This is a genomic window from Shewanella marina JCM 15074, from assembly GCF_000614975.1.
Classification (GTDB): Bacteria; Pseudomonadota; Gammaproteobacteria; order Enterobacterales; family Shewanellaceae; genus Shewanella; species Shewanella marina.
Window position 1 is genome coordinate 90,583 of record NZ_BALM01000014.1, and the last position, 26,424, is coordinate 117,006.

Annotated in this window: 17 protein-coding genes, 2 tRNA genes and 1 pseudogene; 10 read left to right on the forward strand and 10 right to left on the reverse strand. The window is 37.6% G+C overall.

Going from position 1 to position 26,424, the window contains the following annotated elements:
- Nucleotides 1-130 precede the first annotated feature (130 nt).
- Nucleotides 131-206, forward strand: a tRNA-Gly gene (locus JCM15074_RS12100).
- Between the two features lie 41 nt (nt 207-247).
- Nucleotides 248-333 (forward strand) — tRNA-Leu (locus JCM15074_RS12105).
- Between the two features lie 407 nt (nt 334-740).
- Here JCM15074_RS12105 and JCM15074_RS12110 read toward each other — a convergent pair.
- The 3 genes and pseudogenes from JCM15074_RS12110 to rmuC all read right to left on the reverse strand — a co-directional run bounded on the left by JCM15074_RS12110 (nt 741) and on the right by rmuC (nt 5,007).
- Nucleotides 741-1,481, reverse strand: a complete 741-nt coding sequence (locus tag JCM15074_RS12110) for an EAL domain-containing protein (RefSeq protein WP_025821439.1) — start codon at nt 1,479-1,481, stop codon at nt 741-743.
- Nucleotides 1,482-1,583: 102 nt separating this feature from the next.
- A complete protein-coding gene (locus JCM15074_RS12115; protein WP_234400217.1) occupies nt 1,584-3,509 on the reverse strand; it encodes a transglycosylase SLT domain-containing protein in 1,926 nt (641 codons plus the stop codon).
- A 38-nt stretch (nt 3,510-3,547) separates the two neighbouring features.
- Nucleotides 3,548-5,007 (reverse strand): annotated as a pseudogene (rmuC, locus tag JCM15074_RS22000) (DNA recombination protein RmuC).
- 247 nt (nt 5,008-5,254) lie between these two features.
- On the opposite strand from rmuC, the gene msrP reads away from it, so the two are divergent.
- A complete protein-coding gene (gene msrP, locus JCM15074_RS12125; RefSeq protein WP_025821441.1) occupies nt 5,255-6,274 on the forward strand; it encodes a protein-methionine-sulfoxide reductase catalytic subunit MsrP in 1,020 nt (339 codons plus the stop codon).
- Nucleotides 6,274-6,888 carry a protein-methionine-sulfoxide reductase heme-binding subunit MsrQ gene (gene msrQ / locus JCM15074_RS12130; RefSeq protein WP_025821442.1) on the forward strand — a complete coding sequence of 205 codons (615 nt, stop codon included), beginning with the start codon at nt 6,274-6,276 and terminating at the stop codon, nt 6,886-6,888. Before msrP ends, msrQ begins: the two co-directional genes overlap by 1 nt.
- A gap of 38 nt (nt 6,889-6,926) precedes the next feature.
- On the opposite strand, the gene JCM15074_RS12135 is transcribed toward msrQ, so the two are convergent.
- On the reverse strand, nt 6,927-7,244 hold the full coding sequence (locus tag JCM15074_RS12135; RefSeq protein ID WP_025821443.1) for a hypothetical protein: 318 nt from the start codon (nt 7,242-7,244) through the stop codon (nt 6,927-6,929).
- Between the two features lie 262 nt (nt 7,245-7,506).
- Between JCM15074_RS12135 and JCM15074_RS12140 the strand changes: the two genes are divergently transcribed.
- The 3 genes from JCM15074_RS12140 to JCM15074_RS23625 are packed head-to-tail and all read left to right on the forward strand — an operon-like array spanning nt 7,507 to nt 10,379.
- Entirely contained in the window at nt 7,507-7,992 is a 486-nt protein-coding gene (locus JCM15074_RS12140; RefSeq protein ID WP_025821444.1) for a putative 4-hydroxy-4-methyl-2-oxoglutarate aldolase, read from the forward strand.
- 33 nt (nt 7,993-8,025) lie between these two features.
- Nucleotides 8,026-9,864, forward strand: coding sequence for an AsmA family protein (locus tag JCM15074_RS12145; RefSeq protein WP_025821445.1), 1,839 nt, complete (start codon nt 8,026-8,028; stop codon nt 9,862-9,864).
- 5 nt (nt 9,865-9,869) lie between these two features.
- Nucleotides 9,870-10,379, forward strand: coding sequence for a BsuPI-related putative proteinase inhibitor (locus JCM15074_RS23625; RefSeq protein WP_159105288.1), 510 nt, complete (start codon nt 9,870-9,872; stop codon nt 10,377-10,379).
- Between the two features lie 64 nt (nt 10,380-10,443).
- Here JCM15074_RS23625 and JCM15074_RS12155 read toward each other — a convergent pair whose 3' ends face one another.
- The 6 genes from JCM15074_RS12155 to JCM15074_RS12175 form a co-directional block, all read right to left on the reverse strand.
- Nucleotides 10,444-11,982: a lytic transglycosylase gene (locus tag JCM15074_RS12155; protein WP_025821447.1), complete on the reverse strand. Its 1,539-nt coding sequence runs from the start codon at nt 11,980-11,982 to the stop codon at nt 10,444-10,446.
- A gap of 191 nt (nt 11,983-12,173) precedes the next feature.
- Complete coding sequence (locus JCM15074_RS12160) at nt 12,174-14,261, reverse strand: type I secretion system permease/ATPase (RefSeq protein WP_025821448.1); 2,088 nt, start codon at nt 14,259-14,261, stop codon at nt 12,174-12,176.
- A gap of 9 nt (nt 14,262-14,270) precedes the next feature.
- Nucleotides 14,271-14,549: a beta-barrel domain-containing protein gene (locus JCM15074_RS24590; protein ID WP_199899802.1), complete on the reverse strand. Its 279-nt coding sequence runs from the start codon at nt 14,547-14,549 to the stop codon at nt 14,271-14,273.
- The gene (locus JCM15074_RS22010; RefSeq protein WP_199899803.1) at nt 14,537-15,661 is read right to left on the reverse strand and encodes an HlyD family type I secretion periplasmic adaptor subunit; all 1,125 of its coding nucleotides are present in this window, start codon (nt 15,659-15,661) and stop codon (nt 14,537-14,539) included. The genes JCM15074_RS24590 and JCM15074_RS22010 overlap by 13 nt, the downstream gene beginning before the upstream one ends.
- 41 nt (nt 15,662-15,702) lie before the next feature.
- Nucleotides 15,703-16,284 carry an OmpA family protein gene (locus JCM15074_RS12170; protein ID WP_025821449.1) on the reverse strand — a complete coding sequence of 194 codons (582 nt, stop codon included), beginning with the start codon at nt 16,282-16,284 and terminating at the stop codon, nt 15,703-15,705.
- A gap of 15 nt (nt 16,285-16,299) precedes the next feature.
- A complete protein-coding gene (locus JCM15074_RS12175; protein WP_025821450.1) occupies nt 16,300-17,598 on the reverse strand; it encodes a TolC family outer membrane protein in 1,299 nt (432 codons plus the stop codon).
- A 388-nt stretch (nt 17,599-17,986) separates the two neighbouring features.
- Here JCM15074_RS12175 and JCM15074_RS23630 point away from each other — a divergent pair, with 388 nt between their 5' ends.
- The 3 genes from JCM15074_RS23630 to JCM15074_RS12195 all read left to right on the forward strand — a co-directional run.
- Nucleotides 17,987-21,175 carry an Ig-like domain-containing protein gene (locus tag JCM15074_RS23630; protein ID WP_025821452.1) on the forward strand — a complete coding sequence of 1,063 codons (3,189 nt, stop codon included), beginning with the start codon at nt 17,987-17,989 and terminating at the stop codon, nt 21,173-21,175.
- Nucleotides 21,172-22,707: a calcium-binding protein gene (locus JCM15074_RS12190; protein WP_025821453.1), complete on the forward strand. Its 1,536-nt coding sequence runs from the start codon at nt 21,172-21,174 to the stop codon at nt 22,705-22,707. The genes JCM15074_RS23630 and JCM15074_RS12190 overlap by 4 nt, the downstream gene beginning before the upstream one ends.
- A gap of 345 nt (nt 22,708-23,052) precedes the next feature.
- On the forward strand, nt 23,053-26,424 hold a 3,372-nt coding region (locus JCM15074_RS12195; RefSeq protein ID WP_025821454.1), incomplete at its 3' end, for an Ig-like domain-containing protein.

Genomic DNA, 26,424 nt, shown 5'->3' on the forward strand with positions numbered 1-26,424 from the left:
AGACGATACCTTTATTTATACAACGAGAACTTCGCAAGTAACAAAGATATGCGACATTAGCTCAGTTGAAAGGTTGAATAGACGATACCTTTATATATGCAACGAGTGACTTTGCAAGTAACAAAGATATGCGACATTAGCTCAGTTGGTAGAGCGATACCTTGCCAAGGTATAGGTCATCGGTTCGAACCCGATATGTCGCTCCACATTTAGTTTGATTGATTTTTTCAGTGAAACGCACTCATTTGCCCGAGTGGTGGAATCGGTAGACACAAGGGATTTAAAATCCCTCGCTGAATAAGCGTGCCAGTTCAAGTCTGGCCTCGGGTACCATATATATTTATATGATAAGAAAGCCTCAACATTAGTTGGGGCTTTTTTGTATCCGAAAATTAAGGTTATATCTGAATAAGCGTGTCGGTATGACAAGACACAAGTCTGGCCTCGGGTACCATATATTCTTATATGATGAGAAAGCCTCGACATTAGTTGGGGCTTTATTGTATCCGAAAATTATGATTATATCTGAATAAGCGTGTCGGTATGACAAGACACAAGTCTGGCCTCGGGTACCATATATTCTTATATGATAAGAAAGCCTCGACATTAGACGATTTTTTTTGTATCTCAAATCTATAGATATTTATGAAGATGATGAGCTATATACTCGGTCTGAATAAGCATGACGGTATGATAGCGGGGCGGCTGTTAACCCATCAAGTTAACAGCCTATAAATTGATTAGATATAACACCCGCAACAAGTATTAAGCGCATCAAAATTGACTTGTTTAAATGCTTGGTATTCTGAGGCATGAATAAATTGGGGTTTAAATAGAAATCCTTGCACTAAGTCGATTCCCATTGATTGAGCGAGCAATAAATGTGCTTGAGTCTCAATTCCCTCTAATACGGTTTTTTTGCCTGTTGCATGGGCAAATTGGATTAAATGGCGTAGTAAATTCATCGAATGAAGATCATTTGATAAGCTCAGCCAATGTCGATCAAACTTAAGTAAATTAACCTGTGTCAGTAACAGTGTTGATAACATTGAGTCTGGTGCGCCAACATCATCTAGCGCGATATCAATGCCTAATGGGCTAAAGTACTTTACTAGTTCAATCGCTAGCGTAGCATCTTCGCTGGAATCGTTTTCAATGATCTCTATGGTTAGCTTAGGATGACTTTGCAATAAATCTGCCCAAACTGTTAAATGTTCGGTTGGAATCGCATGTGGATCAATATTAACGAACAATCGTTGTTCTTTGGGTGCATGATTTATTTGAAATTGTTTAGTGCAATATTCAAGCTGTTGTAACTGTGCTGGCTGGTCGTGTAAGACCTTAAATAATTCACTGGTTGAGATTGGCGTTGAGCATTGTTTAAATCTGCTTAGGGCTTCATAACCAAAGATAGTAAAGTGCTGAGCATCAATTAATGGTTGATATTCACAGCTTAGTTGTAGTTCTGCTAAAAGACTCATTAGTAACCTATTATTACGAAGCCTAATCTGGTGCTGTGATTAGGCTATTTTATACTGCATCCATGCGGGTAAAACTAACTGCCCATGTTTGGGCAGCTAAACTTAATATTTAAATGTTAATTCTTGTTTATTAAACAGCTCTGGTTGTTGTTTCTGCTTAATTTCATAGATTAATCGATAGCTGAATACTGCTTGCACGTATTCTCTCGTTTCTGTAAATGGAATGGTCTCAATAAACGCCATATAGTCCAATTGTTGATCTGATTTGTCTAACCAGCGTTTTACCCTATGAGGACCTGCATTATAGGCTGCAGTAGCTAAAATTCGATTTTGGTCAAACTGCTTCATTAACATAGAATAATAGGCACTGCCTAGCTCAATATTAACTTGCGGGTCATAAAGTTGCTTGCGGTGTTTGTATGGTATTTTAGCAATTTTTGCGGTGTGCTTCGCGGTGGCTGGCATAATCTGCATTAAGCCTCTTGCACCTACACCTGAACGAGCATATGGATAAAAGGCACTTTCACGCCTCGCAATGGCTCTTATTTCATTAATATTAACATTGTAATGCTGGCTTGCTGCTTGTAAATCGGTTGTCGCAGGGTAGGGAAAGCGCATATTCATGTCATTCCACAATTTGGCTTTAATACTTGCTGCCACAGCAAGATCAAACCAATCTTTTGATAACGCATAAGCGCCATATTGCGCTCTGATATTTTTATCATGTCGCCCTAACAGCATATGCCACTCTGCACGAGCATCGATCAGTTTATCCAGTTCGATTAGTTGCTGTACTCGCGCTAAACCAGGATCTTTTTTGAGGTATTTTACATCTTCAGCTGTTAGTGGTGTCGCTTTATGTTTTAAATTGGGGGCGACATTCATTGCTTCTGCTGCGGCAAAGCCATAAAAATTACGCTCTTTACTTAGATTGAGTAAGATAGCATCAGCGCGTTTAGGGGCAGATGTTAATAATGATTCTGCTAACCAATATTGCCAACGAGGATCCTCTGCAGCTTCTGGACTCAACAAGGTTAAATAGTGATTAATTGTTTGTTTATCATTCTCAGCAAGTGCCCAGCGGATACGTAATTCATAAAGCTGGTCATCTTTTAATATAGGTAACATCTTATCGATATAGGAGGTTAACCCTTGTTCTCGTTTGATAAGTGCTCTTCTGACAAGATAATGGTTAATTTCACGCCCTTGTTGATCACTAAATCTATCTGCAGCCTGATATTTGGCAAATAATTTGATTGCTTGGTTTAACTCTTTTTTACTGAGGCGTATCAAACCGTGCTGGACTAATTTTGAGTAAAAACTAGATTTGCCATCAAATTTTTTGATGTCAGATAGCAGGCTGGGGTTACGATAAACATCAAGGACCAATTGTCCTTGTTTAGATTGCTCTTTTAGCTGTTTAGTCAGGTATTTGACTAAGCCAAATTGATTACGGCTAAAAGCTAACCATGTACGTGACCAAATTTTAGATTGGGTCATTTGGCCTGCATCTTGCCATGCTTTAAATAGTGGGTCACAGGCTTTAGGTCTTGATTTACCATAGTTCCAAAGTAAATCAGCACCTTTATAGGCCGCAACTTTGTAACCTTGAGCAAGTTTAGCTCGATAGTAGTAGCACTGTAGTGCAGGGCTTTTAGGCGCTTTAGGGGTATTGGCTAGAAAATCTTGCCACTGCTTATTTTTACCTGTGTAACTCAAATATTGATGACGAGCACTTTGATAAAGGGGAGTCCCCTTATAAGCTAACATGGCCTTTTTTGCTTGTGTGCCTGACATAGCAAGGATGGCATCTTTATTCGCATGGTAGTCTAGATACACAGTTAAAGGGTAATGATCTAGTTTAGGTCTTAACTGTTGGTAGACCTTAAGATCATTATCTTTAAGTGCTTGGCGCGCATCTAAGTAATTCTGCTGTTGTGTTGTTAGCGCTAATGCTGGGCCAGAAATTAAGGTGCCAATTAGTGCAAAAGTTAATTTATTCATCATAGAATGGTTACAATACTTCATTAGTCGTCCCTGACTCTTGTGATTAACTAATACTGTTGTTATTCAGTATCATGCTCAGATAGGGCTTGAGAGATTAGTTGTTTATCTATCTTTTTACTTGTTTCGACACCTAGTTGCTGCATTTGGTGAGCCTGTCGAATCAGGTTACCTTTACCAGATGTTAATTTGTTCATTGCATTATTATAGCTGCGTTCGGCATTTTCAATGGCCCGACCAAGCTTATCCATATCCTCAAGATAACCACACAGTTTGTCATATATCTTGCTAGCATGTTTGGCGATAACCTGTGCATTCTGGTGTTGATATTCATAACGCCAAATATTGTTAATGGTTCTGAGTGCAACCAGCAGGTTAGTCGGGCTTACCAGCATAATATTATGTTCAAGTGCATAATCAATTAAGCTTGGCTCATGTTCAACTGCGAGCATAAATGCAGGCTCAATTGGGATAAACATTAATATATAGTCTAGGCTAGTGATGCCATGTAAGCGCTGATAATCTTTTTGGCTCAAGCCTTTAATATGTTGTTTTAACGATTGTATGTGTTGTTTGACTGCTTGAGCCTGAATTAATTCATCTTCGCTATTAAAATAGCGCTCATAAGCGACGAGCGACAATTTTGCATCAATGACCACATCTTTATTATCAGGTAAATGTACGATGACATCAGGTTTAAAGCGTTGACCTTGGTCATTCTTCAAATCAGTTTGGGTGTCATATTCATGGCCTTCACGTAAGCCACTTTCTTGTAGTACGCGGTCTAAAATAACCTCACCCCAATTGCCTGCCTGTTTATTGTCACCTTTAAGGGCTTTAGTCAGGTTAATCGCATCTTGGCTCATCTGTATATTGAGTGCATTTAATTGACTGAGTTGATGTTTCAACGCGCCACGTTCATCTTGTTCATGACGATATGTTTCTGCAATCTGTTTTCTAAAACCATCTAGTTGTTGTTGAAGTGGGGCAAGAATACCTGAAATTTGTTGGTTATTTTGTTGATTAAGTTTGCTACTTCTGTCATCAAAAATCTTATTGGCGAGGTTTTCAAACTGCTGATTTAAGCGACTTTCTGTTGATTCTAAAAGCGTGATTTTATCTTGTAAGGCGGTTTGTTCAGTTAACGTTTTAGTTCGAGTGTGACATATTGTTCGCGCAAGGTTGCTAAGCTGGCTGCATCTTCAGCATGCTGTGCTTGTAATATTTCGACTTGCTGGAGTAGGTATTTTACCCGTTCAGCTTCTGCTTGGAATTTACCCATTTGGTTGACATAAAATTCCACTTTCTCGTGGCTTTGCCCTAGCTGTTCATCACGATCTTCTAATTGGGCTTGTAACATTTGGATACGCGCATCATATTCATTACTCAGGTGGTCATGAATATGTTGCCAGCGTTGCTTAGTTAATTTTTGATTGAGCAAAGCACCTATCAGTAGGCAAAGGAAACCAACAGCACACACAACAACGAAATGGGCGACAGAAAAAGTAAGTTCGTGAGGCATATTTAACAGTCATAATGGAGTAATAACTAAGATTCTCATGCGCAGCCAAACCGAGCAAGGTATTCTTATTTAACTGATTATTCCTTATTCAATTTGCAATATTTTGTAATAAATTATGAGCTTAGCCTGTCTTATATGTATGCCAATGATAAAGCTGTTTAATTTAGCTATTTTTTGCTAAAAATTAAGCCATGAAGTGTCACGATTTGTTAGTTGTTGGGTATTAAGATTGAGTGGGGATGGTTAAATGAATAAAAAAAGTAAACAAGTCGTTATTCCTCAGTCTTGGAATGAAGCGGATAAGCAATTGACCTCGGAAGCTGTATTTAAACAGCGTCGTAATATACTCTCTTTATTAGGCCTTACTGCGGTTAGTACGAGTTTACCCGGTGCGGTTCAAGCTGGAATATTTGATTTATTTGATGATGAGAAAGTGCCTGTCGTGGCTAATTTGAACACTTCAATTAATACTCAATTTAATGGCAAGGACGTCTTAACTCCGTTAGCTAAAGTGACGACACATAATAATTTTTATGAGTTTGGTACGGCTAAAACAGATCCCAGTGAAAATGCTAAAAACTTTAATGGTGATCCTTGGACGCTGACCGTTTCTGGTCTAGTGGATAAACCTATAACACTTGGCTATGACGATCTATATAAAATATTCGCCCTTGAGCAACGTAATTATCGACTACGTTGCGTAGAAGCATGGTCGATGGTGATTCCATGGGATGGCTTTAGCTTAGCAACTTTACTGAGTTATGTTGGCGTAAATAATAAAGCCAAATATGTTGCATTTGAAACTCGCTATGATCCTGAAATTTTTCCCGGCCAAAAAAATAAATTATTGGGTGGAGGGATTCATTACCCTTATGTGGAAGGCCTAACGATTGAAGAGGCGATGAATCCCCTAACTTTTATGGCTGTTGGTTTGTATGGTAATAAATTACTCGGTCAAAATGGCGCCCCAATTAGATTAGTTGTGCCTTGGAAGTATGGCTTTAAAAGTATTAAGTCGATCGCACATATTCGTCTTGTTGATAAGCAACCGCCAACAAGTTGGAATCAATTAGCGCCGCATGAGTACGGTTTTTATGCCAATGTAAATCCGCAAGTTGATCATCCTCGTTGGTCGCAGGCAAGTGAGCGTCGAATTGGTCCTGGAGGACTATTTTCAACTAAGCGGATCCCAACTCAAATGTTTAATGGTTATGGGGAGTGGGTGGCAGATCTTTATCAGAATATCGATCTTACGAGGAACTTTTAATGCGATTGAGTGCAAAGCAGTTTAAGTGGGTGAAGTATTTGTTGCACATTGGTGCAGTTATACCCATGTTGTGGCTTTTAGCATGTCTGCTGCTAGGTACTTTGGGCGGTGATCCTGTGCAGTATATTATTCACTTTAATGGTGAAGTTGCTGTAATTTTACTGATTCTGACTATGTTGATCTCACCCATAGCGACACGTTTTAAGTTAGGACAATTAGTGCAATTAAGAAAGACATTAGGTCTTTATTGCTATTTATATGCAACATTACATATTTTGAGTTATTTTGGTTTAGATTTGTTGTTTGATACACAACTATTTATTAATGAACTATTAAAGCGCCCTTATATATACGTAGGTGCGACAGCTTATTTGATATTAAGTGTTTTAGCCATAACATCAATAAATCGTATAAAAAGAAGAATAGGGCGCTATTGGCAAAAAATCCATAATTGGATATACGCCGTTATGTTACTCGTACCTTTGCACTACATATGGTCTGAGAAAACGGTTTCAATCGCTGCCATTATATATAGTTTACTTTTACTCATGTTATTAGTGGAGCGAAGTAATAAACTGCATAAATTTGTAGCATTACGCCGTATGCAATTGTAAGCAAAGTTTATTGGAGGTGCGATGGCACCTTCAATAAATTATTTTTGTTCAAGCACAGCCATAACATCTAATACGTCAGCATATGACATATTAAATTCACGTGAAATATTAATTATTTTAGTTTTAAACGTTTGGATGTTTTCTTGGCGGGTTAATTCGTACTTCTTTTCTTCTACTAATTCATTCACCGTTTCTTGTAAAATTTGTAAACGACGCAGGCTATAATCTAAAGAACCAATGTATTTAGCCATTTGCTGTTTATTACGGGCTTGTTCTAAATCTGTTGAGTGTTTCTTTTCATAGCCATACAGGTCCAACGCATCGATAGCGCTCTGTAGATCTAAATTACTATTCATAGTCATTACCGCAGTTGAGAGACTTAATATAAATGAAGTCAAAATGAAATGGATCTTTGCTGACATTAAAAATGGCAGATTTCTTACGTAGTATAGCTTGATAATTTAAAAGATAACAGAATATATCCTAAAATAATCGCTAATATTGACTGCTTATATGCAGATTAGTTCAGGTCATAATTAAATAAATCGAAATAGCACTGCTTGAGACTTGATGTATGAGCAGTTACTCTTAATACAATATTTTGTCTAAGGAATTAACATGCTTGATTTGTTGCCAGATTTATTTGACTTACATCAAGATAAACTCACCTTTATTCCTTTGCCTGCCAAGCATTTTGGTGGTCGCCAAATTTTTTATGGTGAAGTGATAACCGTTAGGTGTCATCGAGATAACTCTATGGTGAAGCAAACACTGGCACAAAGTGGTCAAGGCAAGGTGTTAGTGGTTGATGGTGGTGGATTATTGGACCATGCGTTACTTGGAGACCTGATTGCTGATAGTGCTCAAACCAATGGTTGGCAAGGCGTCATTATAAATGGCTGTGTTCGTGATGTGGGAACTTTAGCAACCATTGACCTTGGGGTCATGGCTCTTGGTGCACATCCATTAAAAACAGTTAAGCTTGGACAAGGTGAAATCAATCAAGTTGTTACTATCGCTGGCGTTAAGATTATACCTGGTAGTATTATTTATGCAGATGCTAACGGTATAGCAATATCACAAGCTCCAATTCTGAAATTATGACTTTTATACTGTTTATTTAAACAAGGATATAACATGAAAATAATTAAGTGGCTATTAGCTGCAGTTTTGCTAACAATTATAGGTGTGGTTGTTTATATCACTTTAATATTTAACCCTAATGATTTTAAACCAGAGATTGTTAAAGTAGTAAAAGAGCAAACAGGACGAGAGTTACAAATTAATAAAGATTTAAGTTGGAGCTTTTTCCCTACGTTAGGAATTAATATTGCTGATGTTAGTTTCTCTAACCCTGCCGGTATGAAACCTGCGCAAATGCTAATGGTAAAAGATGTGGTGGCTGAAGTTGCCTTAATGCCATTGTTTAGCAAACAAGTTAAAATTGAAAAACTCAGTCTAGATGGTTTGACGGTTAATTTAGTAACCGATAAGCAGGGACAAACGAGTTTCACAGGCCTTTCTAAAACCGATTCAAAACCTACAACAACAGAGCCTGCAGCTAACAGTTCTGATGTTTCAACTCAGCCTGCATTAGATCAGTTAGATATTGGTGGTATTTCGGTGACCAATGCTCAGGTCAATGTGATCAACCAACAGACTAATACGAAACAAGAGTTCGATTTAAACAGTCTGACATTAGGCCGTTTTAGTTTAGGTAAGTTCGCTGATTTACAATATCAATATACTGCAACCTTACCAGACATGAAAATTAGTGGTAATGGTAAAGGCCAAGTTAAATTAGCTGCTGATTTTGGCTTACTGACATTAAAGGATATTGTATTAAACAATGATGTTGCTGGTGCATCGATTCCTAACCAACAACTGGCTACTTCAATAACAACCAATATTGCTATTAACTTAAAGAAGCAGCAGCTATCGATGAACTTAGCTTCATTGGCCGTTGGATCTATTACTGGTGATGGTAATGTTGATATTGATTATGGTGCAAAAGTACCTTCGATTAACGCCAAGTTGGCATTAGGTGATATCAATTTAAATGAGTTTATGCCTAAAGCTTCAACTACAGAATCTGCAACTACAACACCACAAAATACGGCAAGCAATGCACCTGAAGTTGAGCCTGATCTTTCAGGTATGAAAGCAGTAAATGCCAAGTTTAACCTTACCGTTAAATCAATCAATATAGATAAGTTAAAAACCGAAAACTGGGCAATGCAGCTAAATCTGCATAATGGCGTGTTAGATATGAAATCGTTAACTGCTGATTTATACCAAGGTAAGCTTGTTGCTTCAGCAAGTTTAGATGGCCGTAATAAAGTCGCTAGTTATCGTTTTAATGAAAAACTATCAGGTGTTCAGGTGCGTCAGCTATTAAAAGACGCAGCTGATATTGACATATTATCTGGTGCAGTTGAATTTGATGTCTCTGGTAATGGCCGTAGCTTAATTCCATCTAAGCTAAAGCAAAATCTAATCGCGAAAGGTGATTTTGCGGTAACGGATGGTTCGTTATATGGCGTTAATATTCCACAGATGATCCGTGAAGCAAAAGAGAAATTAAAAGGTAATTTTGAAGCTGCTAAGTCAGAAGAGAAGAAAACTGATTTTACCAGTTTAACTGGTAGCTTTAATATGGCTAAAGGTGTGGTTAATAATCCAGATCTTGCCATGCAATCACCGCTTATTCGCCTCGATGGCGCAGGTGACGCCAATATTATTGATCAAAGTTTGAATTACAAATTAACGACTGTAATCGTTGGCTCATTTAAAGGTCAGGGCGGTGATGAAGATCTTAAAGGAATTAAAATTCCATTGGTCATCTCTGGTACGTTCTCTGAACCTAAATATGCATTAGATACAGAAGCAATGTTTAAAGGTAAGATTGATCAAGAGCTTGATAAAGCGAAAGACAAACTTAAAGATAAATTACTGAAAGGACTTGGTAACTGGTGATTATGATGAAGACATATATAGTGATTTCGATGTTAGCGGTTGTTTCTGGTTGTAGCCAAAATTCGGTGGCTCAGACGCCAGAGACGACTAAACCTGTCAATCAAAAACCGAAGTTTACCATTATGTCTGACAAGTCAGTTAAACCAGAGTTAGTGTTGCAAAAGTCACTTTTACAAGGGGCTTTAATACAAGATGGTCATGACTTTACACTGACGGCAACTAATGCGTCAGTTGAAGATATCAACTTAATTTTCCGTTCGGGGAAACGTGGTGATATCGCGTTGTTTAATAGCCAAGGTCAGCAAATATGGCGCTGGTCTACGGGTAAAATGTTTACTCAAGCTTTAGCTGAAGTTGAGTTAAATGTGGGGCATTCTACCACTATTAAATTCACCATACCTGATGATATTTATCAGCACATCAGTCAGGGAGACTATTTAGTTGCTACCTTAAATAGTATGCCAATCGTAGGTGAAAAAGCTGACATGATGACACCTGTTAAATATAAGTTTTAATCATTATATTGATAGATATAAAAACGCCTCCAAATTAGGAGGCGTTTTTTATGAGATTTTTTGATTATGATGCTTTGGTTACATCAATATGTAGCTTAAGTGTTTGTCCTGGCTGCAAATACTTTTTACTGTTTAAGTCGTTCCACTTAATTAAGTCAGCAAGTTTTACATCAAATTTATTAGCGATACGCGCTAATGAGTCACCACTCCTGACCTTATAGCTAATGGTTCGCATAATCGCGTTACCATCATTATTTTGTGACCAAATCACTAACTTTTGACCAAGTTGTAATGGCGTTTTTGGAGCCATATTGTTCCAACTTGCTAGCTGGCTAATTTTAACTTTATAGTTTTTGGCAATTTTCCAAAGTGAATCGCCAGTTATAACCGTATGGGTTAATTTGTAGTCTGAACGTTTTTTATTACTGTTATTGGCATGGCGTTGATCCATTGATAGTGCATAAAGATCGGAATCTTGTGCAGCAACCGGGATCAGTAGATATTTGCCAACGACAATATTATTGTTTTTGATTTTGTTGACCTTGCGGATCACATCAATACTGGTGTGGTAGTTGATGGCTAGCTGGCCTAAATTATCACCTGATTTAATTTTGTAGCGTAACCAATTTAAACGTTTATTTGCTGGGGTTTGAGCCAACATAGTTTCAAAATGGGCAACTTTATCTACGGGTAAGACTAAATTATATGGGCCATCAGGCGAGGTTGCCCAACGATTATAGCCTGGGTTTAAGCGATGTAATTCATTGGTGGTTAACCCTGCCAATTTAGCCGCTAAGGCAAGGTCAATTTGGCTATCTAAATCGATGACCTTAATTTGCGGCTTATTGGGTATTGGCTTTAAATCTATGCCGTACTTTTTAGGGTCACTGAGTACTTCTGATAAGGCTAATAATTGCGGAACATAACGCTGGGTTTCTGTCGGCAGTTTTAAGCTAAAGAAGTCAGTACTGATGCCTCTTGCTTTATTGCGCTTTACAGCATTGATGACTCGACCTTCACCAGTATTATAAGCGGCGATAGCATATAACCAGTTGTGACCTGTTTTGTTATATAGATATTCAAGCATATCTAAGGCGGCAACTGTAGCTGCTGGTACATCACGACGGCCGTCATACCACCAGTTCATCTTTAAGCCAAAATGGGTTGCCATTGGCGATGTAAATTGCCATAGCCCAGATGCTGCACCGTGTGAATAGGCAAATGGATCAAATGCGCTTTCAATAATTGGCAGTAATGCTAACTCGATAGGCAGGTTACGCTTTTCTATTTCCTCTACGATAAGGAACATAAAAGGTTGCGCGCGTTCTGAAATTTGCTCTAGATGTTGCGGGTGTTTGATATACCAGTCTCGATATTGGTTAACGAGTTTTTCATCCGGTACATTAAAAGAAAGCTGATCACGAATACGTTGCCATACATCTGTGATGACAACAGGCTGCTCAATGACAATTTTAGGCTCAACTTTTGGTTGGTTAATCACTGCTGGAGCCGGTTTTACAACTGTTTTTTCAGCTGCGGTAAAATTTTGACAACCAGAAAGTAAAGCAACACTTCCCAAAATAACACAAAGTTTAAGGCGCATTTAAATAGGCGCTCCTATTTTAATTTGATGCTAACACGTAGCGCAAAAGGCTAGTTGCTTAAAACAAAAGGGCGCTAGTGTAATGGATTTCTAGATGTTTGTCTTATATTCACAAGAAAAATGGGAAGTTTGCAAGATTTTTTAGCCATCATTTTGCTCTGAATGAGTTTCAAAATGATGGCTAAGGAAGGTTATTTATTGAATTTACTTAAAATTTCTTGTTTGTTGCCATCAGCAACTACTTTACCTTGCTCTAAAATAATTATCCGATCACAGAGGTCTAGCATGCTCGACTTATGGGTGATGAGTATCAAGGTTGTTGAGGCTGGCAGGCTGGCAAGATGTTGTTTAATTATAGCTTCGCTGCGGTTATCTTGATGGCTGGTAGGTTCATCAAGTACGACTAAATTAGTTGGTGTAATCAAGGCGCGTGCAATAGCGATTGCCTGCCTTTGACCCCCAGACAAATTATGACCATTTTCACCAACTTGGCGATCGAGTCCACTCGGGTGTCGAGCAGTAAATTGATCTATGCCTACTGCTTGACTGATGGCAATAATCTGTTCATCAGAGACATTACGGCCTAAGGTAATATTATCTTTAACGCTACCGAAAAAGAGATTAGTTTCTTGTGGTACACATGCCATTTGCTGACGTAAGTTAGCCGGATGGATCTGATTGATATCTGTGCCGTCGATTAAGACCGCACCTGATTGCGGTTGATACAATCCACTCATTAATCTTAATAAGCTTGTTTTGCCCGAGCCCACTCGGCCTAATATAGCCACTTTTTCCCCTGCTTTAATTGAAAGGCTTAGATTATCTAACGTTACGGCCTCAGCTTCTGGGTAACTAAAACTCACCTTATCAAGTGTTACATTTCCTGCTAAGTGACTGCGGTTGAGGTACTGTTTGTCTGGGGTTACCTCGGAGGTTAGTTGCATTAAGTTTTCTAGAATAGTAAGCGAGGATTTAGCCTGACTATAACGAGTTAATAGCATTGAAATCTGAACTAATGGTCCAATAGCGCGGCTACATAACATGGTTGACGCAATTAACGTACCCATGGTGAGTTGACCTTTGGAGATAAGGTAAACACCGACAATAATCATCACCACATTGACTGACTGCTGTATAAATGATGCTACATGGCTTATTGAGTCAGTTATTTTTCGAGTTTTAATACTCCAATTACCCGCATTAGCAACGGATTCTTCCCATCGATATTGAAACCGATTTTGCAGATTGAATAATTTGATTGACTCTAAACCAATCAGGGCATCAATTAGGGTCGCGTTTTTTTGTGATGATAAACGTGAACCCGCTTCAATGGATTGCTTTAGTTTTTTCTGCTTTAGCAGACTATAAGCAAGTAAAAGCAGCATGCCTACGACCGGCACGATAGCAATTGGCCCACCAATAATCCAAATGATCAGTAGAAAAAATAGCGCAAAGGGGAGATCAATCAGTGATGCGATTGAGGCTGAAGTAAAAAACTCTCTTATAGACTCAAATTCCTGCATGTGTTTGGCAAGCACGCCGATAGAGTTGGGCCTAGAGGCCATTTTTAGCGATAATACTTTTGAAAATATGGCTGATGAAATGAGTAGGTCTGATTTTTTACCTGCAATATCAATAAAATAGCTTCTTACTGATTTAAAAATAAAATCAAATAAGATAACAATGAGCACCCCAGAAGATAGTACCCATAAGGTATCAAAAGCGAGGTTAGGTACGACTTTGTCATAAACTATTCGAGAAAATAGCGGGCTAGCAATGGCAAACAAGTTAATAAAAATAGAGACTAATAATACATCTTTATAAATTGCAGATGATTTTCGTAATGTATCCCAAAACCAGCGCTGTTTTTCATTTTCAAGCACAGGCGGGGTTCTTTGATCAAATTGATATTCTGGTTTAAATAAATAGCACTCGCCTGAATAAATTTCGTTAAAGTGTTCAAAGTTTTGCCATTGGGTTAATTCGGTTGCGGCGCTATGTACCAGTACCTTTCTTTGTTGCACAGATATTTCGGTAATGACGGCATAGCCACCATTGGTTAATCTAGCGATTACAGGTAATAGTAAATTATCTAAATTACCTAAATCGAGTGAAGCTGGTTCACATACTAACTTTGCCTTCTCTGCAGCTGTAGCGAGTAAATGAGGCGTAAGTTGCCCATTTATTAGGGGTAAGTCATATACCAATGCCTGCGCTGGCAGATGATTATTATAGTGACGACAAATATATATTAAAGAAGCCAATAACTGATCTTTCATCACTATCCCTTATTCTGTTAATGCAGTTTGTTGAAGTCTTAGTAGTGGATTGAGTAGGTAACTTAATATCGTTCTTTTACCTGTAATAATATCTACGTTAGCTGTCATACCCGGAATGATGGGTAATTTAGCTCCGGTTTGGCTTAAGATATAATTTGTGTCAGTTTTTATTCTGACGAGATAAAAATCGTTGCCTTTTTTGTCTTGCGTCGTGTCGGCACTAATGCTTGTAACCTTGCCGTGTAAGCCGCCAAATGTTGCAAAATCATATGCCGTTAATTTGACCATCGCATCGAGCCTGGCCGTAGAAATGCAATATTACTCGGACTAATTTTAACCTCAATTTCAAGTGAGTCGCCTGATGGTACAATTTCAATAAGTGGCATTCCAGGTTGTATAACACCACCGATAGTGCTGACATAGATTTTTTGGACAATACCATTCACCGGTGAGGTAACCATAGTACGATTAACCTTATCTTTTATAGATACTTGTTGCTCACTAAGATCGGCGAGTTTATCGTTATTAGTGTTAAGTTTTTCTTGAACACTGTCTCTAAATTTTAAGGCGATATCGATTCGTTTTAATATGTTCTCTTGAATTGATTCTTTTAACTGCGGCAACTGTAGCTCAGTAGTGGTGTAATCTTTTTGATTATCATTAATCTGTCTTTGAAGTTTGATTAATTCAACTTCAGATACAATACCTTGCTTAGCCAATGGCTTAGACATTTGATATTGTTTTTTACTTAAATGTAAGTTGGATGCTAGTGTTTTTAATCGTTCTTTAGCTTCTGCTAACTGTTGGTTTTTTTGCTTAACTTGTTTGGCGACTAAGCTTAATTGGTTTTCAATATTCGCTAACGCATCATGGTATTGTGCTTGTTGTCTAGTGATTAGATCTGTGTCTTGTAACCATTGGTTATCATCGAAATTAAGTGGTTTTTCAGAAACAATAACGCTTTGTTGCCAGTGTTCACCAATATCATCTTGATTAATCGTGATGGTAGTCAATAAGCTTTCTAAACGAAGAATATCTGCTTTTAAGGACAGCACTTGCTGTTGTCTGCCTCTGAAGTCAGACAGAAAACGGGTATCATCAATTAAGACTAATTTTTGAGATTTTTTAACTTTTTCACCCTCATGCACATACATTTGCTTGATAATACCGCCTTCAAGGTTTTGTACAATTTGGCGCTGGGTTGAGGGGATGACTTGGCCGGTGCCAGAAGTTGTTTTGTCAATTTTGGCAAAACTCGCCCAAATAACGAGTATAAGCATTAATGCCATAATCAAATAGATGGTGATACGAGTATATTTTGGCGTTTTGATTAATAGAGCCGCTGTTCTGTTATCGATATAATCGATATGAGCAGATGAGATACCGGATTTTTTGTTCATTTGTAGACTCGATCAAAAAGGGCTCCTAGGAGCCCTTGCTATTATTTACTAAATACATTCCATTTATCTATCTGAATGTGTTCGTTAGTTACTAGCTTGGCGGTTACACGTCGACTGAGTTTATAACTTTCGTCAACATCCTGAGCGAGTATGGGTTTAGTGTCACCAAAACCAACAATTTTTAAGCGAGATGCTGCAATATTATGTACTTCAAAAAGTTGTTCGACTTGTTTTGCTCGTCTTAATGATAAGTTTTGGTTATATGCTGATTGACCAATTTTACTTGCATAACCATTAATAATGAGAGTTAACTGTGGATGCTTTTGCATCAGCATAACCATAGTTTCAATTTGTTTATTATAGCTCGGATTAATATATGTCGAATCATTGGCAAACAGAATATGCAGTTCACCTTTGGCTTGAGTGGTTAATTGCAATGGGCAGCCATCATTGTTTACTACCGCAACACTGCCTGTATCTGGGCATAAATCTCTCGCGTTAATCACGCCATCACTATCATCATCTTGTAAATTAAATTGTTGCTTAACTGGTCCTGATTCTGAATAAGACACACATCCAGATAAAACAATTGGCAGTAATGAAATAATAAGTAGTTTTTTCATTGTTATTTAAAATCCTTAATCGATCGCTTTTTGCCAATCTGGAGCTAATGTAATTCGTAATTCAGGCAATAATTTACCTGTTGCATTTAACAATCTATATTCAGCAAGCGTGCGTTGATATTCAGTATCAATATAGTCAACTTTTGCTTGGTATAATTCATTTTCAGTATTTAAAACATCTAATAATGAACGTTGACCCAATTTAAACTGTTCGCGATAGGCGTATACCGTTTTGCTTGAAGCTTCAACGTGTTGTTGAATAAAGCTTAATTGTGATTGATTGGCGTTTAATGCTGTCCAAGCTAAATCAGTACCTGTCTTTAATTGTAATTGTGCGTTATTTTTTATGTCTTTTGTTTTCAAAAGATCATAGGCAGCTTTTTTATTTGTCGCGTAATCCTGACCACCATTGAATAAGTTGTAATGCATATTTAATGAAATACTTGCATCATTCTCGGTTGTTTGTGGCCCATATACGTCATCACCCCATGTTTGTTTTGCTTCAACTGTAAATTTAGGCAAGTAATTTCCATGGGTTTGATCTTTTCGATACTCAGCTGCTTGAACGTCGTGCAGGGCTAGCTTCATCACGGGATTAAATTCTAACGCAGTTTGTTGTGCGTCCTTAAGCGTCAAAGGCATAAATCGTTGGTCGACTTCAGGCATCACTAAGTTTAATGGAGCATAACCAACTTGCTGAATAAACAGAGATTTCACATCTGCTAATTGTTGCTCACTACTTAATAACAAACTCTGCGATTTGGCTAATCTAGCATTTGCTTGATATAAATCTGAAGTCGAACCTAAACCTGCATTAGTTCTTTTCTCGATATCGCTCTGTAATTGTTTGTGAATTTGATAATTCTTTTCACTTAATTTAACTTTTTGTTGAGCACGAATAACTTTTAAATATTGGTCGGCAGTTGCTAATGCCATATCGTTAACTTTAACACCAAGTTGATAACGTTCTGCTTCAGCTTCTTGTTTCGTTCTTTGAATATTATTATAACTATTATTGCCATCCCAAATTAACTGAGTAAGTGTTAATCCTATTTGTTTTGCTTCATAGTTATTTGAATCTGGAACTTTAGTAAAGTTATGACCAAATTTACCATCTAAGTTCAAAGAGGGTAAGTACTGACCTTGGCTAACACCTATTTCAGATTTTTTTATCATAAAATTATGATATTCAGATCTAATATTAGGATTAGAACTAATGGTTTGCGCTACAGCATCTTCTAATGATTGTGCTTGGGCATAATTGAACATTGAAAGAAAAATACTAGAGGCCAATAAGTTATAACTTAATTTCATGACACGCCTTAATACGAAACGCGATATTGTTATGCGTTGTTTTTGTTAATGTATTTAATTTGTTTAAATAATGTTTGCTGCGTTGACAAATGGGCAAATTAATCAATCTGGTGCTAAGGTCGAGTATCCTATTATTTAATTTTAAAATGATCAAATTAAATAAATTAAATACCATCGATTATCCTAATCGTATCCGCAAACACGCTATATCTGACGGAAAAGTTAATAAATGTGTGTAAATGTTCTTTTTGTGGTATTAATTAAAATTAATGATAAATAGAGTAAACATTTGTAGTCAATAAATTGACTCTAAATCTCGATTTGTTTAGATTACGCTAGCAAATTAAATATAAATCTGGGCCAACAATTATTTTAAAAAAGGCTCAAAATGAAAGTAATCCAAGTAAAAGCTCCATTTATAATTAACGCCATAGACGGCAATGCTTTTGCATTGACTACTGATGGACAACAACAGCTCACTAAAGGGGATACTGTTAAGCTTGGTCAAATACTCATCACAGACAATAATTGTCAGATTACTGTTGATTTCAACGGTCATAATCATCAACTGCTTAGCTCTAACCAATCATTAAATTTTGATGAACAATTGTCACAACCCAGAATAATTCATCTTCTATTAGAACAACCAAACTTGGAGTTACAGGTTAGTCATACTAATCACTTTGATATTATTGATGCATTAAATAGTGAAAATGATGGGAGTACTGCTGTAAAGCAAGATCAAACTCAAGTAAATACTGAGTTTGTTAATGTATTTTCACAAGTTATTGCAAGTGCTGGTCACGATACTGAATATCAAACTACGGCATGGAAACAAGTTTATGAATATCTATTTACGACAACCGTCAATAATGATCCATCTTCAAGCATTAATGCCTGTATCAACATAGATAATATAACTGCTGATAATATTATTAATGCGAATGAAGCTAAAGGAAACATAACGGTACAAGGTACTGTTGGTGATGATGTTAAACTTGGTGACACTGTCATTATTACAATAGATTCAATTCAATATGTGACCAAGGTTGCTGAGGGGGATCGTTGGTCAATAGATGTTGCAGGTCAACTGCTCGTTGATAATGTAGATCATAAAATTAAAGCAAGTGTAGTAACAAAAGACAGTTTTGGTCATAGTGCGACAGCTAATGCTGAACATGCTTACATGGTTGATACCACCATTGCGGCAAGTATTACCATTGATCATATCACCAGCGATGATGTGATTAATGCTGCTGAAGCTAAAACCAATATTCCCGTACATGGCAGCGTTGGTGACGATGTAAAAGTCGGTGATACGGTGACTGTCCATGTTGGAGATAAAACTTATACCACGACAGTGCAGATAGGTAAGACATGGACTGTGGATGTACCGGGTAAAGTGTTAGTCGATAATGGTTCACACAATGTGCATGCAAGTGTTACTGCAACAGATATTGCGGGTAACTCAGCTACGGCCAATGCCGATCATGCTTACACCGTTGATACCACCATTGCGGCAAGTATCACGATAGAAAGTATTACCAGCGATGATGTGATTAACGCCGCAGAAGCTAAAACCAATATTCCCGTAAATGGCACCGTTGGTGACGATGCAAAAGTCGGTGATACGGTGACTGTTAATGTGGGTGATAAGTCTTATACCACGGCAGTACAAGCTGGTAATACATGGACCGTAGATGTTCCGGGTCAAGTGTTAGTCGATAATGGTTCACACAATGTGCATGCAAGTGTATCGACAACTGACACCGCTGGTAACTCAGCTACGGCCAATGCCGATCATGCTTACACCGTTGATACCAGCATTGCGGCAAGTATTACCATTGATAATATCACCAGTGATGATGTGATTAACGCCGCAGAAGCTAAAACTAATATTCCCGTACATGGCACCGTTGGTGACGATGCAACAGTCGGTGATACGGTGACCGTCAATGTGGGTGATAACTCTTATACCACGACAGTACAAGCTGGTAATACCTGGTCCATAGCAGTACCGGGTCAAGTGTTAGTCGATAATGGTTCGCATAATGTGCATGCAAGTGTATCGACAACTGACACCGCTGGTAACTCAGCTATGGCCAATGCCGATCATGCTTATACTGTCGATACCAGCATTGCAGCCAGTATTGTTATTGATAATATCACCAGCGATGATGTGATTAATGCTGCTGAAGCTAAAATCAATATTCCCCTACATGGCAGCGTTGGTGACGATGTAAAAGACGGTGATACGGTGACTGTCCATGTTGGAGATAAAACTTATACCACGACAGTGCAAGCAGGTAATACATGGACCGTAGACGTTCCGGGTCAAGTGTTAGTCGATAATGGTTCACACAATGTGCATGCAAGTGTATCGACAACTGACAACGCTGGTAACTCAGCTACGGCTAATGCCGATCATGCTTACACCGTTGATACCACCATTGCGGCAAGTATTACCATTGATAATATCACCAGTGATGATGTGATTAACGCCGTTGAAGCTAAAACCAATATTCCCGTACATGGCACCGTTGGTGACGATGCAAAAGTCGGTGATACGGTGACTGTTAATGTGGGTGATAAGTCTTATACCACGACAGTACAAGCTGGTAATACCTGGACCGTAGACGTTCCGGGTCAAGTGTTAGTCGATAATGGTTCACACAATGTGCATGCAAGTGTATCGACAACTGACAACGCTGGTAACTCAGCTACGGCCAATGCCGATCATGCTTATACGGTCGATACCACTATTGCAGCTAGTATTACTATTGATAATGTAACATCAGATAACGTGATTAATGAGTCTGAAGCGACACAACAAATTCAATTATCTGGTTCGGTTGGTGGGGATGTTAAGTTAGGTGATATTGTTACTGTAAATGTTGCTGGGCAAAACTTAACGACTAAAGTGATTGATAAAGCGGGTAAGCTTAGTTGGGAACTGACAGTTGCAGGAAGTTTATTAGCACATGCCGCTATTGATAATATTACTGCTTTAGTCACAGCTACAGATAAAGTTGGTAATAGTATAACAGCCCATTCAGAGCATGTTTATAAGGTAGCCGTTTTAGATGTGGTTGTGACCATAGATGCGATTAATAATGGTAAACCAATAACTGGTATTGAACATGACAATAATACAGTTATTGATGTTAATGGACATGTTTCTGGTAATGCTAAAATTGGTGATGTCGTTACTTTACATTTTGGCAATAAAACGTTTGAGACAAAAGTGATTGAAATTGCAGGTAATCAATTAGGATATTCTGCAAAAGTTCCTGCGGGTTATTTTGTGCCAAATAGTAATAATGGTTTTACAGGTAATGTTGAAGCAAGTATTACTATTCATGATGAATATCAAAATATTGCATCTGCTCATGCTGACAAAAATTATAGTGCAGATGGGGTTGTCATTGTCGATACACCGAGTTCGAATATTATCTATGGTAGTGGCTATAACGATGTTCTCGTTGGTGATTCATTAGTTGTTCAGCCTAAAATTGATGTCAATTTGGTTCTAGATACGTCTGGGTCTATGGCAAATCCTGTTATTGATGCAATATGATCCATTTAAATAAAGGCTTTACATCAGGTGAAATTGTTACTTTAAATGCTTCAGGTCAATATGAAAGCTATTTACAATTTAGCAATATGGAACAGTTGGCTCATTATTATGAGGGGACTGGTTCAACAACTTTTTTAAAGAAAGTTATACAATATTATGGATTGATAAGATTACCCGATGGCTCGCTGCAACAATTAACATACGATGATTTACATACATCATCTAGGATTGAACAAGCTAAACAATCAATTTTAGAAATCGCTCATCATTATGGTGAAGTGCTTGATCATCAGCAGTTATCAGACATGAAGTTTTCGTTAATTACATTTGCAGTTAAAGTTGATAATAATGTCCAATTTCACTGGGATTTTGATAGAAAAGCTTTTATTAATAACTCTGGAAATTCATTAGATACTGTTCTTGATAAAGTTATAGCATGGGGAGCAACTAATGATTTTAATACGGCATTAGCCGCGGGTATTAATAGTTTCAGTGATAGTCATAGCCAAAATGTTATTTACTTTGTATCTGATGGACTTGATGGTAGTACTAATCTTAATACCATTAAACATCTTGTTGGAGATAATTTAACAAAATTCGATCCTATTATTATTCCAACACTTATTGGTTCTGATGTAAGTGATATTATTCCACAAGAAGTTAAAGATCTAGCTTCTTTGGGAGATGGTTATACTTCAAATAATGATGGGGATAGCAAAGTCATTATTGTGAAAGATATTACGAAATTAGGTGGAGAGCTAAATAATTCTTTCGATAATATAATATCTGGAAACGATACTATTCATGGTAGTAACGGTAACGATATTATTGTTGGTGATACTCTTAATAATGAGTGGTTAATGCAACAATATGGTTCAGATATTTCACACCTTCAAGATAAAATTGATAGTGGTACCAGCATAAAAGATATTCTTTATGATGTAGTTGCAAAAGCTAATGGAGTTGAAGTCAAGCAGTTAACGACTGAGAATGTGTATCAGTATATGCAGGATAATCAACAACATTTAGTGATTGATGCCACTAATGATATTAATAGTGGTGTTGATAAATTATTTGGAGATGGTGGCAATGATGTCATTTTCGGCTCTGGTGGGAATGATACTTTGACAGGGGGATTTGGAAATGATCTATTATTTGGTTTAAATGGTGATGATATTCTCGTCTCAGATGTTGGATCAGACATCTTGTGGGGAGGAGATGGTATAGATATATTTAAACTTGATGTACTAAATGTTGAAGAAAAGTCAGTTACAATAATAAATGATTTAGGGAGTCAAGATAAAATAGATTTATCTTCTATTTTGGATGATGATAAATCCATAGATAATATTTTAAAGCATATTAGTTTAGCCACCATTGATGATAAAGATGTTATATTGACAATAAATGATAATAATGTGACTCATCAAGTAGAACTGAAAAACGTTGTTGATATTTATAGTAATTTAGGTAATTCAACAAGTGATATTGTTACAAGTCTATTCGAACATAATGTATTTAATATAGATTAACATTCTTAAATATATATTTAACTTAAGGCTACTAATATATTTTTAAGTAGCCTTTTATGAAATTTCGTTATTAAATGGTTTATTTAAAATGAATGTTTATATTTCTCTTTGGCCACTATTACTGTGGAGTTTATTTAACTGTGATAATGGTTAAATAACTGGGTGGTAAGTGGATGTGCTTTTGATGTTGTTTGTTTTTGGTTTGTAAAATTAATCATAATTAACCTTAAATTTTAATCATACTCCGACTTAAAATTGACTATTATCAAATTATTAGTAAAATTTAATTAGCGTATTAGAATTTTAAGTCTAAGGCCTCTTTACCCCCTTTCAAAAAGGCTTGTCATGAAAGTTATTCAAGTAAATTATTCTTTTTCTATTCAGTCTATCAATGGAAATGCATTTGTATTGTCTGATGATGGTAGATTACAACAATTAAAACAAGGCGAGCTAATAACTAAAGGCCAACTTTTAATTGTTAATGAACATAGTAAGTTAACATACCTTTTGGGTGATAAGTTATACAGTATTGTTAGTAGTGATGCTAGTGTAATTAATGAACAAGAATTAAATAATCCTAATGTAGTAAAATTATTATCTGAGTACCCTAGTATAAATATAGATAATGATAATGGAATATTTCAACTTACACATAATGACTTGAATATTGAGCCAATTGTTTTAAAACATGATAATACAAGTATAACTAATGATTTTAATCATGTTTTTGATCAAGTAATTGCTAATGCGGGTCATGATACTGAATATCAACCTGAGATTTGGAAAACCGTTTATCATCAGTTTGTAGGGAGTGATGATGAACCTTATCAAGAGGTTAATCCAAACAGTTTTAAAATCAACGCAGTAATAACCATTAATAATATAACATCTGATGATGTGATTAATGCTGTAGAAGCTAAAACGGATATTGCTGTACATGGCCTTGTAGGTGCTGATGTTAAAGTTGGTGATATTGTTACGGTAACAATCGATAACCATCAATATAAAACACATGTTGAACAAGGATTAATTTGGAGCGTTAATGTTGCGGGTCATATCTTAGTTGATAACCCTTCGCTTAGTGTCCATGCAAGTGTCACAACGTCGAATCAATATGGCCACTCTATAACTGCAGATGCCGATCACGCTTATAAGGTTGATACTGACATCAATGCTGCTATCACGATTACCAATATCGCTGATGATGATGTAATCAATGCAACCGAAGCCAAAGGGAAAGTTGCTGTATCTGGAATGGTTGGTGCTGATGTTAAAGCAGGTGATATTGTTCACCTGACAGTAGATGGCAAAGTCTTAGGTACGGCTATAGTTAATGCTGATTTGACTTGGACAGCTCAAGTTGATGGTGCAACTTTAGAGAGTGCAACTAAAGATAGTGTTCATGCGTCGGTAACTACGACAGATAAGGCGGGTAACGCAGCCACTGCTGAAACCGATCATATCTATAGCATTGATACTGACATCAATGCCGCTATCACCATTACCAAGATTGCCGAAGACGATGTGATTAATGCAACCGAAGCCAAAGGCCAAGTAGCCGTTTCAGGTACCGTCGGCGCTGATGTAAAAGCGGGTGATATTGTTCATCTGACAGTGGACGGTAATTATCTAGGTAAAGCAACCGTCAAATCAGATCTTACTTGGTCGACACTAGTGGATGGTTCGACCTTAGAAAATGCAGCTAAAGATAGTGTACATGCGTCGGTAACCGCCACCGATAAAGCGGGTAACTCAGCCACTGCTGAAACTAATCATACCTATAGTATTGATACTGATATCAATGCCGCTATAACCATTACCAATATCGCTGAAGATGATGTAATTAACGCGGCCGAAGCCAAAGGCCAAGTAGCCGTTTCTGGTACGGTTGGTAAAGATGTTAAAGTCGGCGATATTGTTCATCTGACAGTGGACGATAATTATCTAGGTAAAGCAACCGTCAATTCAGATCTGACTTGGTCGACATTAGTGGATGGTGCGACCTTAGTTTCTGCAAAAAATGACAATATTCATGCGAGTGTTACAGCTTCAGATTCTGCAGGTAATACTGCTTATGCTGAAACTGATCACAATTATATCTATGCTCTAATCTCGATTACCAAGATTTCAAATAATTATGTTGTTAATGCCGCTAAACCTGATGAATATGCGCTTATAGGTGGTACAGTCGGTGGTTCCGTTAAAGTTGGTGATGAAGTTAAGTTATCGATAAATGGAATACCGTTATGTACGACTTATGTGGAAGAGAAAAATGGAGAGCTTGTTTGGAATAAGGAAGTTTTGGCTAGCGAGCTAGTCAATGTAACAATATGTGATATTGATGCGTCTGTAAGCACAACTGGTGAGCACGACAATGTTGCAATAGCGAATGCTAATCACCCATATATTTATGCAACAATCAGTATTACTGAAATCGCAGATGACGATGTTATTAATAGTGTTGAAGCAAAAGAACAAGTCGCGGTTTCAGGCTCTGTAGGTGGAGATGTAAAGGCTGGAGATGTTATTCATCTGAGCGTGGACGGCAAAGACTTAGGTACTGCAATAGTGAAGTCAGATCATACTTGGACTGCTCAAGTTGATGGTGAAACTTTATCTAATGCAAGTAAAGAAAGTATCCATGCTACTGTTTCTACGCAGGGTTCTTCAAATAATATAGCCACTGCTGAAACTGACCATATCTATAGCATTGATACTGACATCAATGCCGCTATCACCATTATCAATATAGCTGACGATGATGTGATTAACGCTGCGGAAGCAAAAGATAAAGTCACCGTTTCAGGTATGGTAGATAAAGACGTTAAAGCGGGTGATATTGTTCACCTGACCGTAGATGGTAAAGTTCTGGGCACAGCAACGGTTAAGGCTGATCTGACTTGGACGGCTCAAGTTGATGGAGCAACTTTAGCTTCTGCCAGTAAAGATAGCGTTCACGCGTCAGTAACTACTACAGATAAGGCCGGTAACTCAGCCACTGCAGAAACCGATCATATCTATAGTATTGATACTAAAATTGATGCTGAAATTACCATTACCAAGATTGCTGAAGATGATGTGATTAATGCAACCGAAGCTAAAGGTCAAGTTGCTGTATCAGGTACCGTTGGCGCTGATGTAAAAGCGGGCGATATTGTTCATCTAACGGTAGATGGTAAAGTCTTAGGCACGGCAACGGTTAAGGCTGATCTGACTTGGACAGCCCAAGTTGATGGTGCAACTTTAGAGAGTGCAACTAAAGATAGCGTGCATGCGTCGGTAACCACTACAGATAAGGCCGGTAACTCAGCTACTGCAGAAACCGATCATATCTATAGTATTGATACTAAAATTGATGCTGAAATTACCATTACCAAGATTGCTGAAGACGATGTGATTAATGCAACCGAAGCTAAAGGCCAAGTTGCTATATCAGGTACGGTAGATAAAGACGTTAAAGCGGGTGATATTGTTCATCTGACAGTGGATGGTAAAGTTCTGGGCACAGCAACGGTTAAGGCTGATCTGACTTGGTCGACCCTAGTTGATGGAGCAACTTTAGCTGGTGCAAGCAGAGATAGCGTGCATGCGTCAGTAACCACGACAGATAAAGCGGGTAACGCAGCCACTGCAGAAACCGATCATATCTATAGTATTGATACTGAAATCGCTGCCGCTATCACGATTACCAATATCGCTGATGATGACGTCATCAAT

Coding starts and splice junctions, on each gene's coding strand:
- JCM15074_RS12110 (WP_025821439.1), bottom strand. CDS start 1,481: ATGAGTCTTTTAGCAGAACTACAACTAAGCTGTGAATATCAACCATTA.
- JCM15074_RS12115 (WP_234400217.1), bottom strand. CDS start 3,509: ATGAAGTATTGTAACCATTCTATGATGAATAAATTAACTTTTGCACTA.
- msrP (WP_025821441.1), top strand. CDS start 5,255: ATGAATAAAAAAAGTAAACAAGTCGTTATTCCTCAGTCTTGGAATGAA.
- msrQ (WP_025821442.1), top strand. CDS start 6,274: ATGCGATTGAGTGCAAAGCAGTTTAAGTGGGTGAAGTATTTGTTGCAC.
- JCM15074_RS12135 (WP_025821443.1), bottom strand. CDS start 7,244: ATGAATAGTAATTTAGATCTACAGAGCGCTATCGATGCGTTGGACCTG.
- JCM15074_RS12140 (WP_025821444.1), top strand. CDS start 7,507: ATGCTTGATTTGTTGCCAGATTTATTTGACTTACATCAAGATAAACTC.
- JCM15074_RS12145 (WP_025821445.1), top strand. CDS start 8,026: ATGAAAATAATTAAGTGGCTATTAGCTGCAGTTTTGCTAACAATTATA.
- JCM15074_RS23625 (WP_159105288.1), top strand. CDS start 9,870: ATGAAGACATATATAGTGATTTCGATGTTAGCGGTTGTTTCTGGTTGT.
- JCM15074_RS12155 (WP_025821447.1), bottom strand. CDS start 11,982: ATGCGCCTTAAACTTTGTGTTATTTTGGGAAGTGTTGCTTTACTTTCT.
- JCM15074_RS12160 (WP_025821448.1), bottom strand. CDS start 14,261: ATGAAAGATCAGTTATTGGCTTCTTTAATATATATTTGTCGTCACTAT.
- JCM15074_RS24590 (WP_199899802.1), bottom strand. CDS start 14,549: ATGGTCAAATTAACGGCATATGATTTTGCAACATTTGGCGGCTTACAC.
- JCM15074_RS22010 (WP_199899803.1), bottom strand. CDS start 15,661: ATGAACAAAAAATCCGGTATCTCATCTGCTCATATCGATTATATCGAT.
- JCM15074_RS12170 (WP_025821449.1), bottom strand. CDS start 16,284: ATGAAAAAACTACTTATTATTTCATTACTGCCAATTGTTTTATCTGGA.
- JCM15074_RS12175 (WP_025821450.1), bottom strand. CDS start 17,598: ATGAAATTAAGTTATAACTTATTGGCCTCTAGTATTTTTCTTTCAATG.
- JCM15074_RS23630 (WP_025821452.1), top strand. CDS start 17,987: ATGAAAGTAATCCAAGTAAAAGCTCCATTTATAATTAACGCCATAGAC.
- JCM15074_RS12190 (WP_025821453.1), top strand. CDS start 21,172: ATGATCCATTTAAATAAAGGCTTTACATCAGGTGAAATTGTTACTTTA.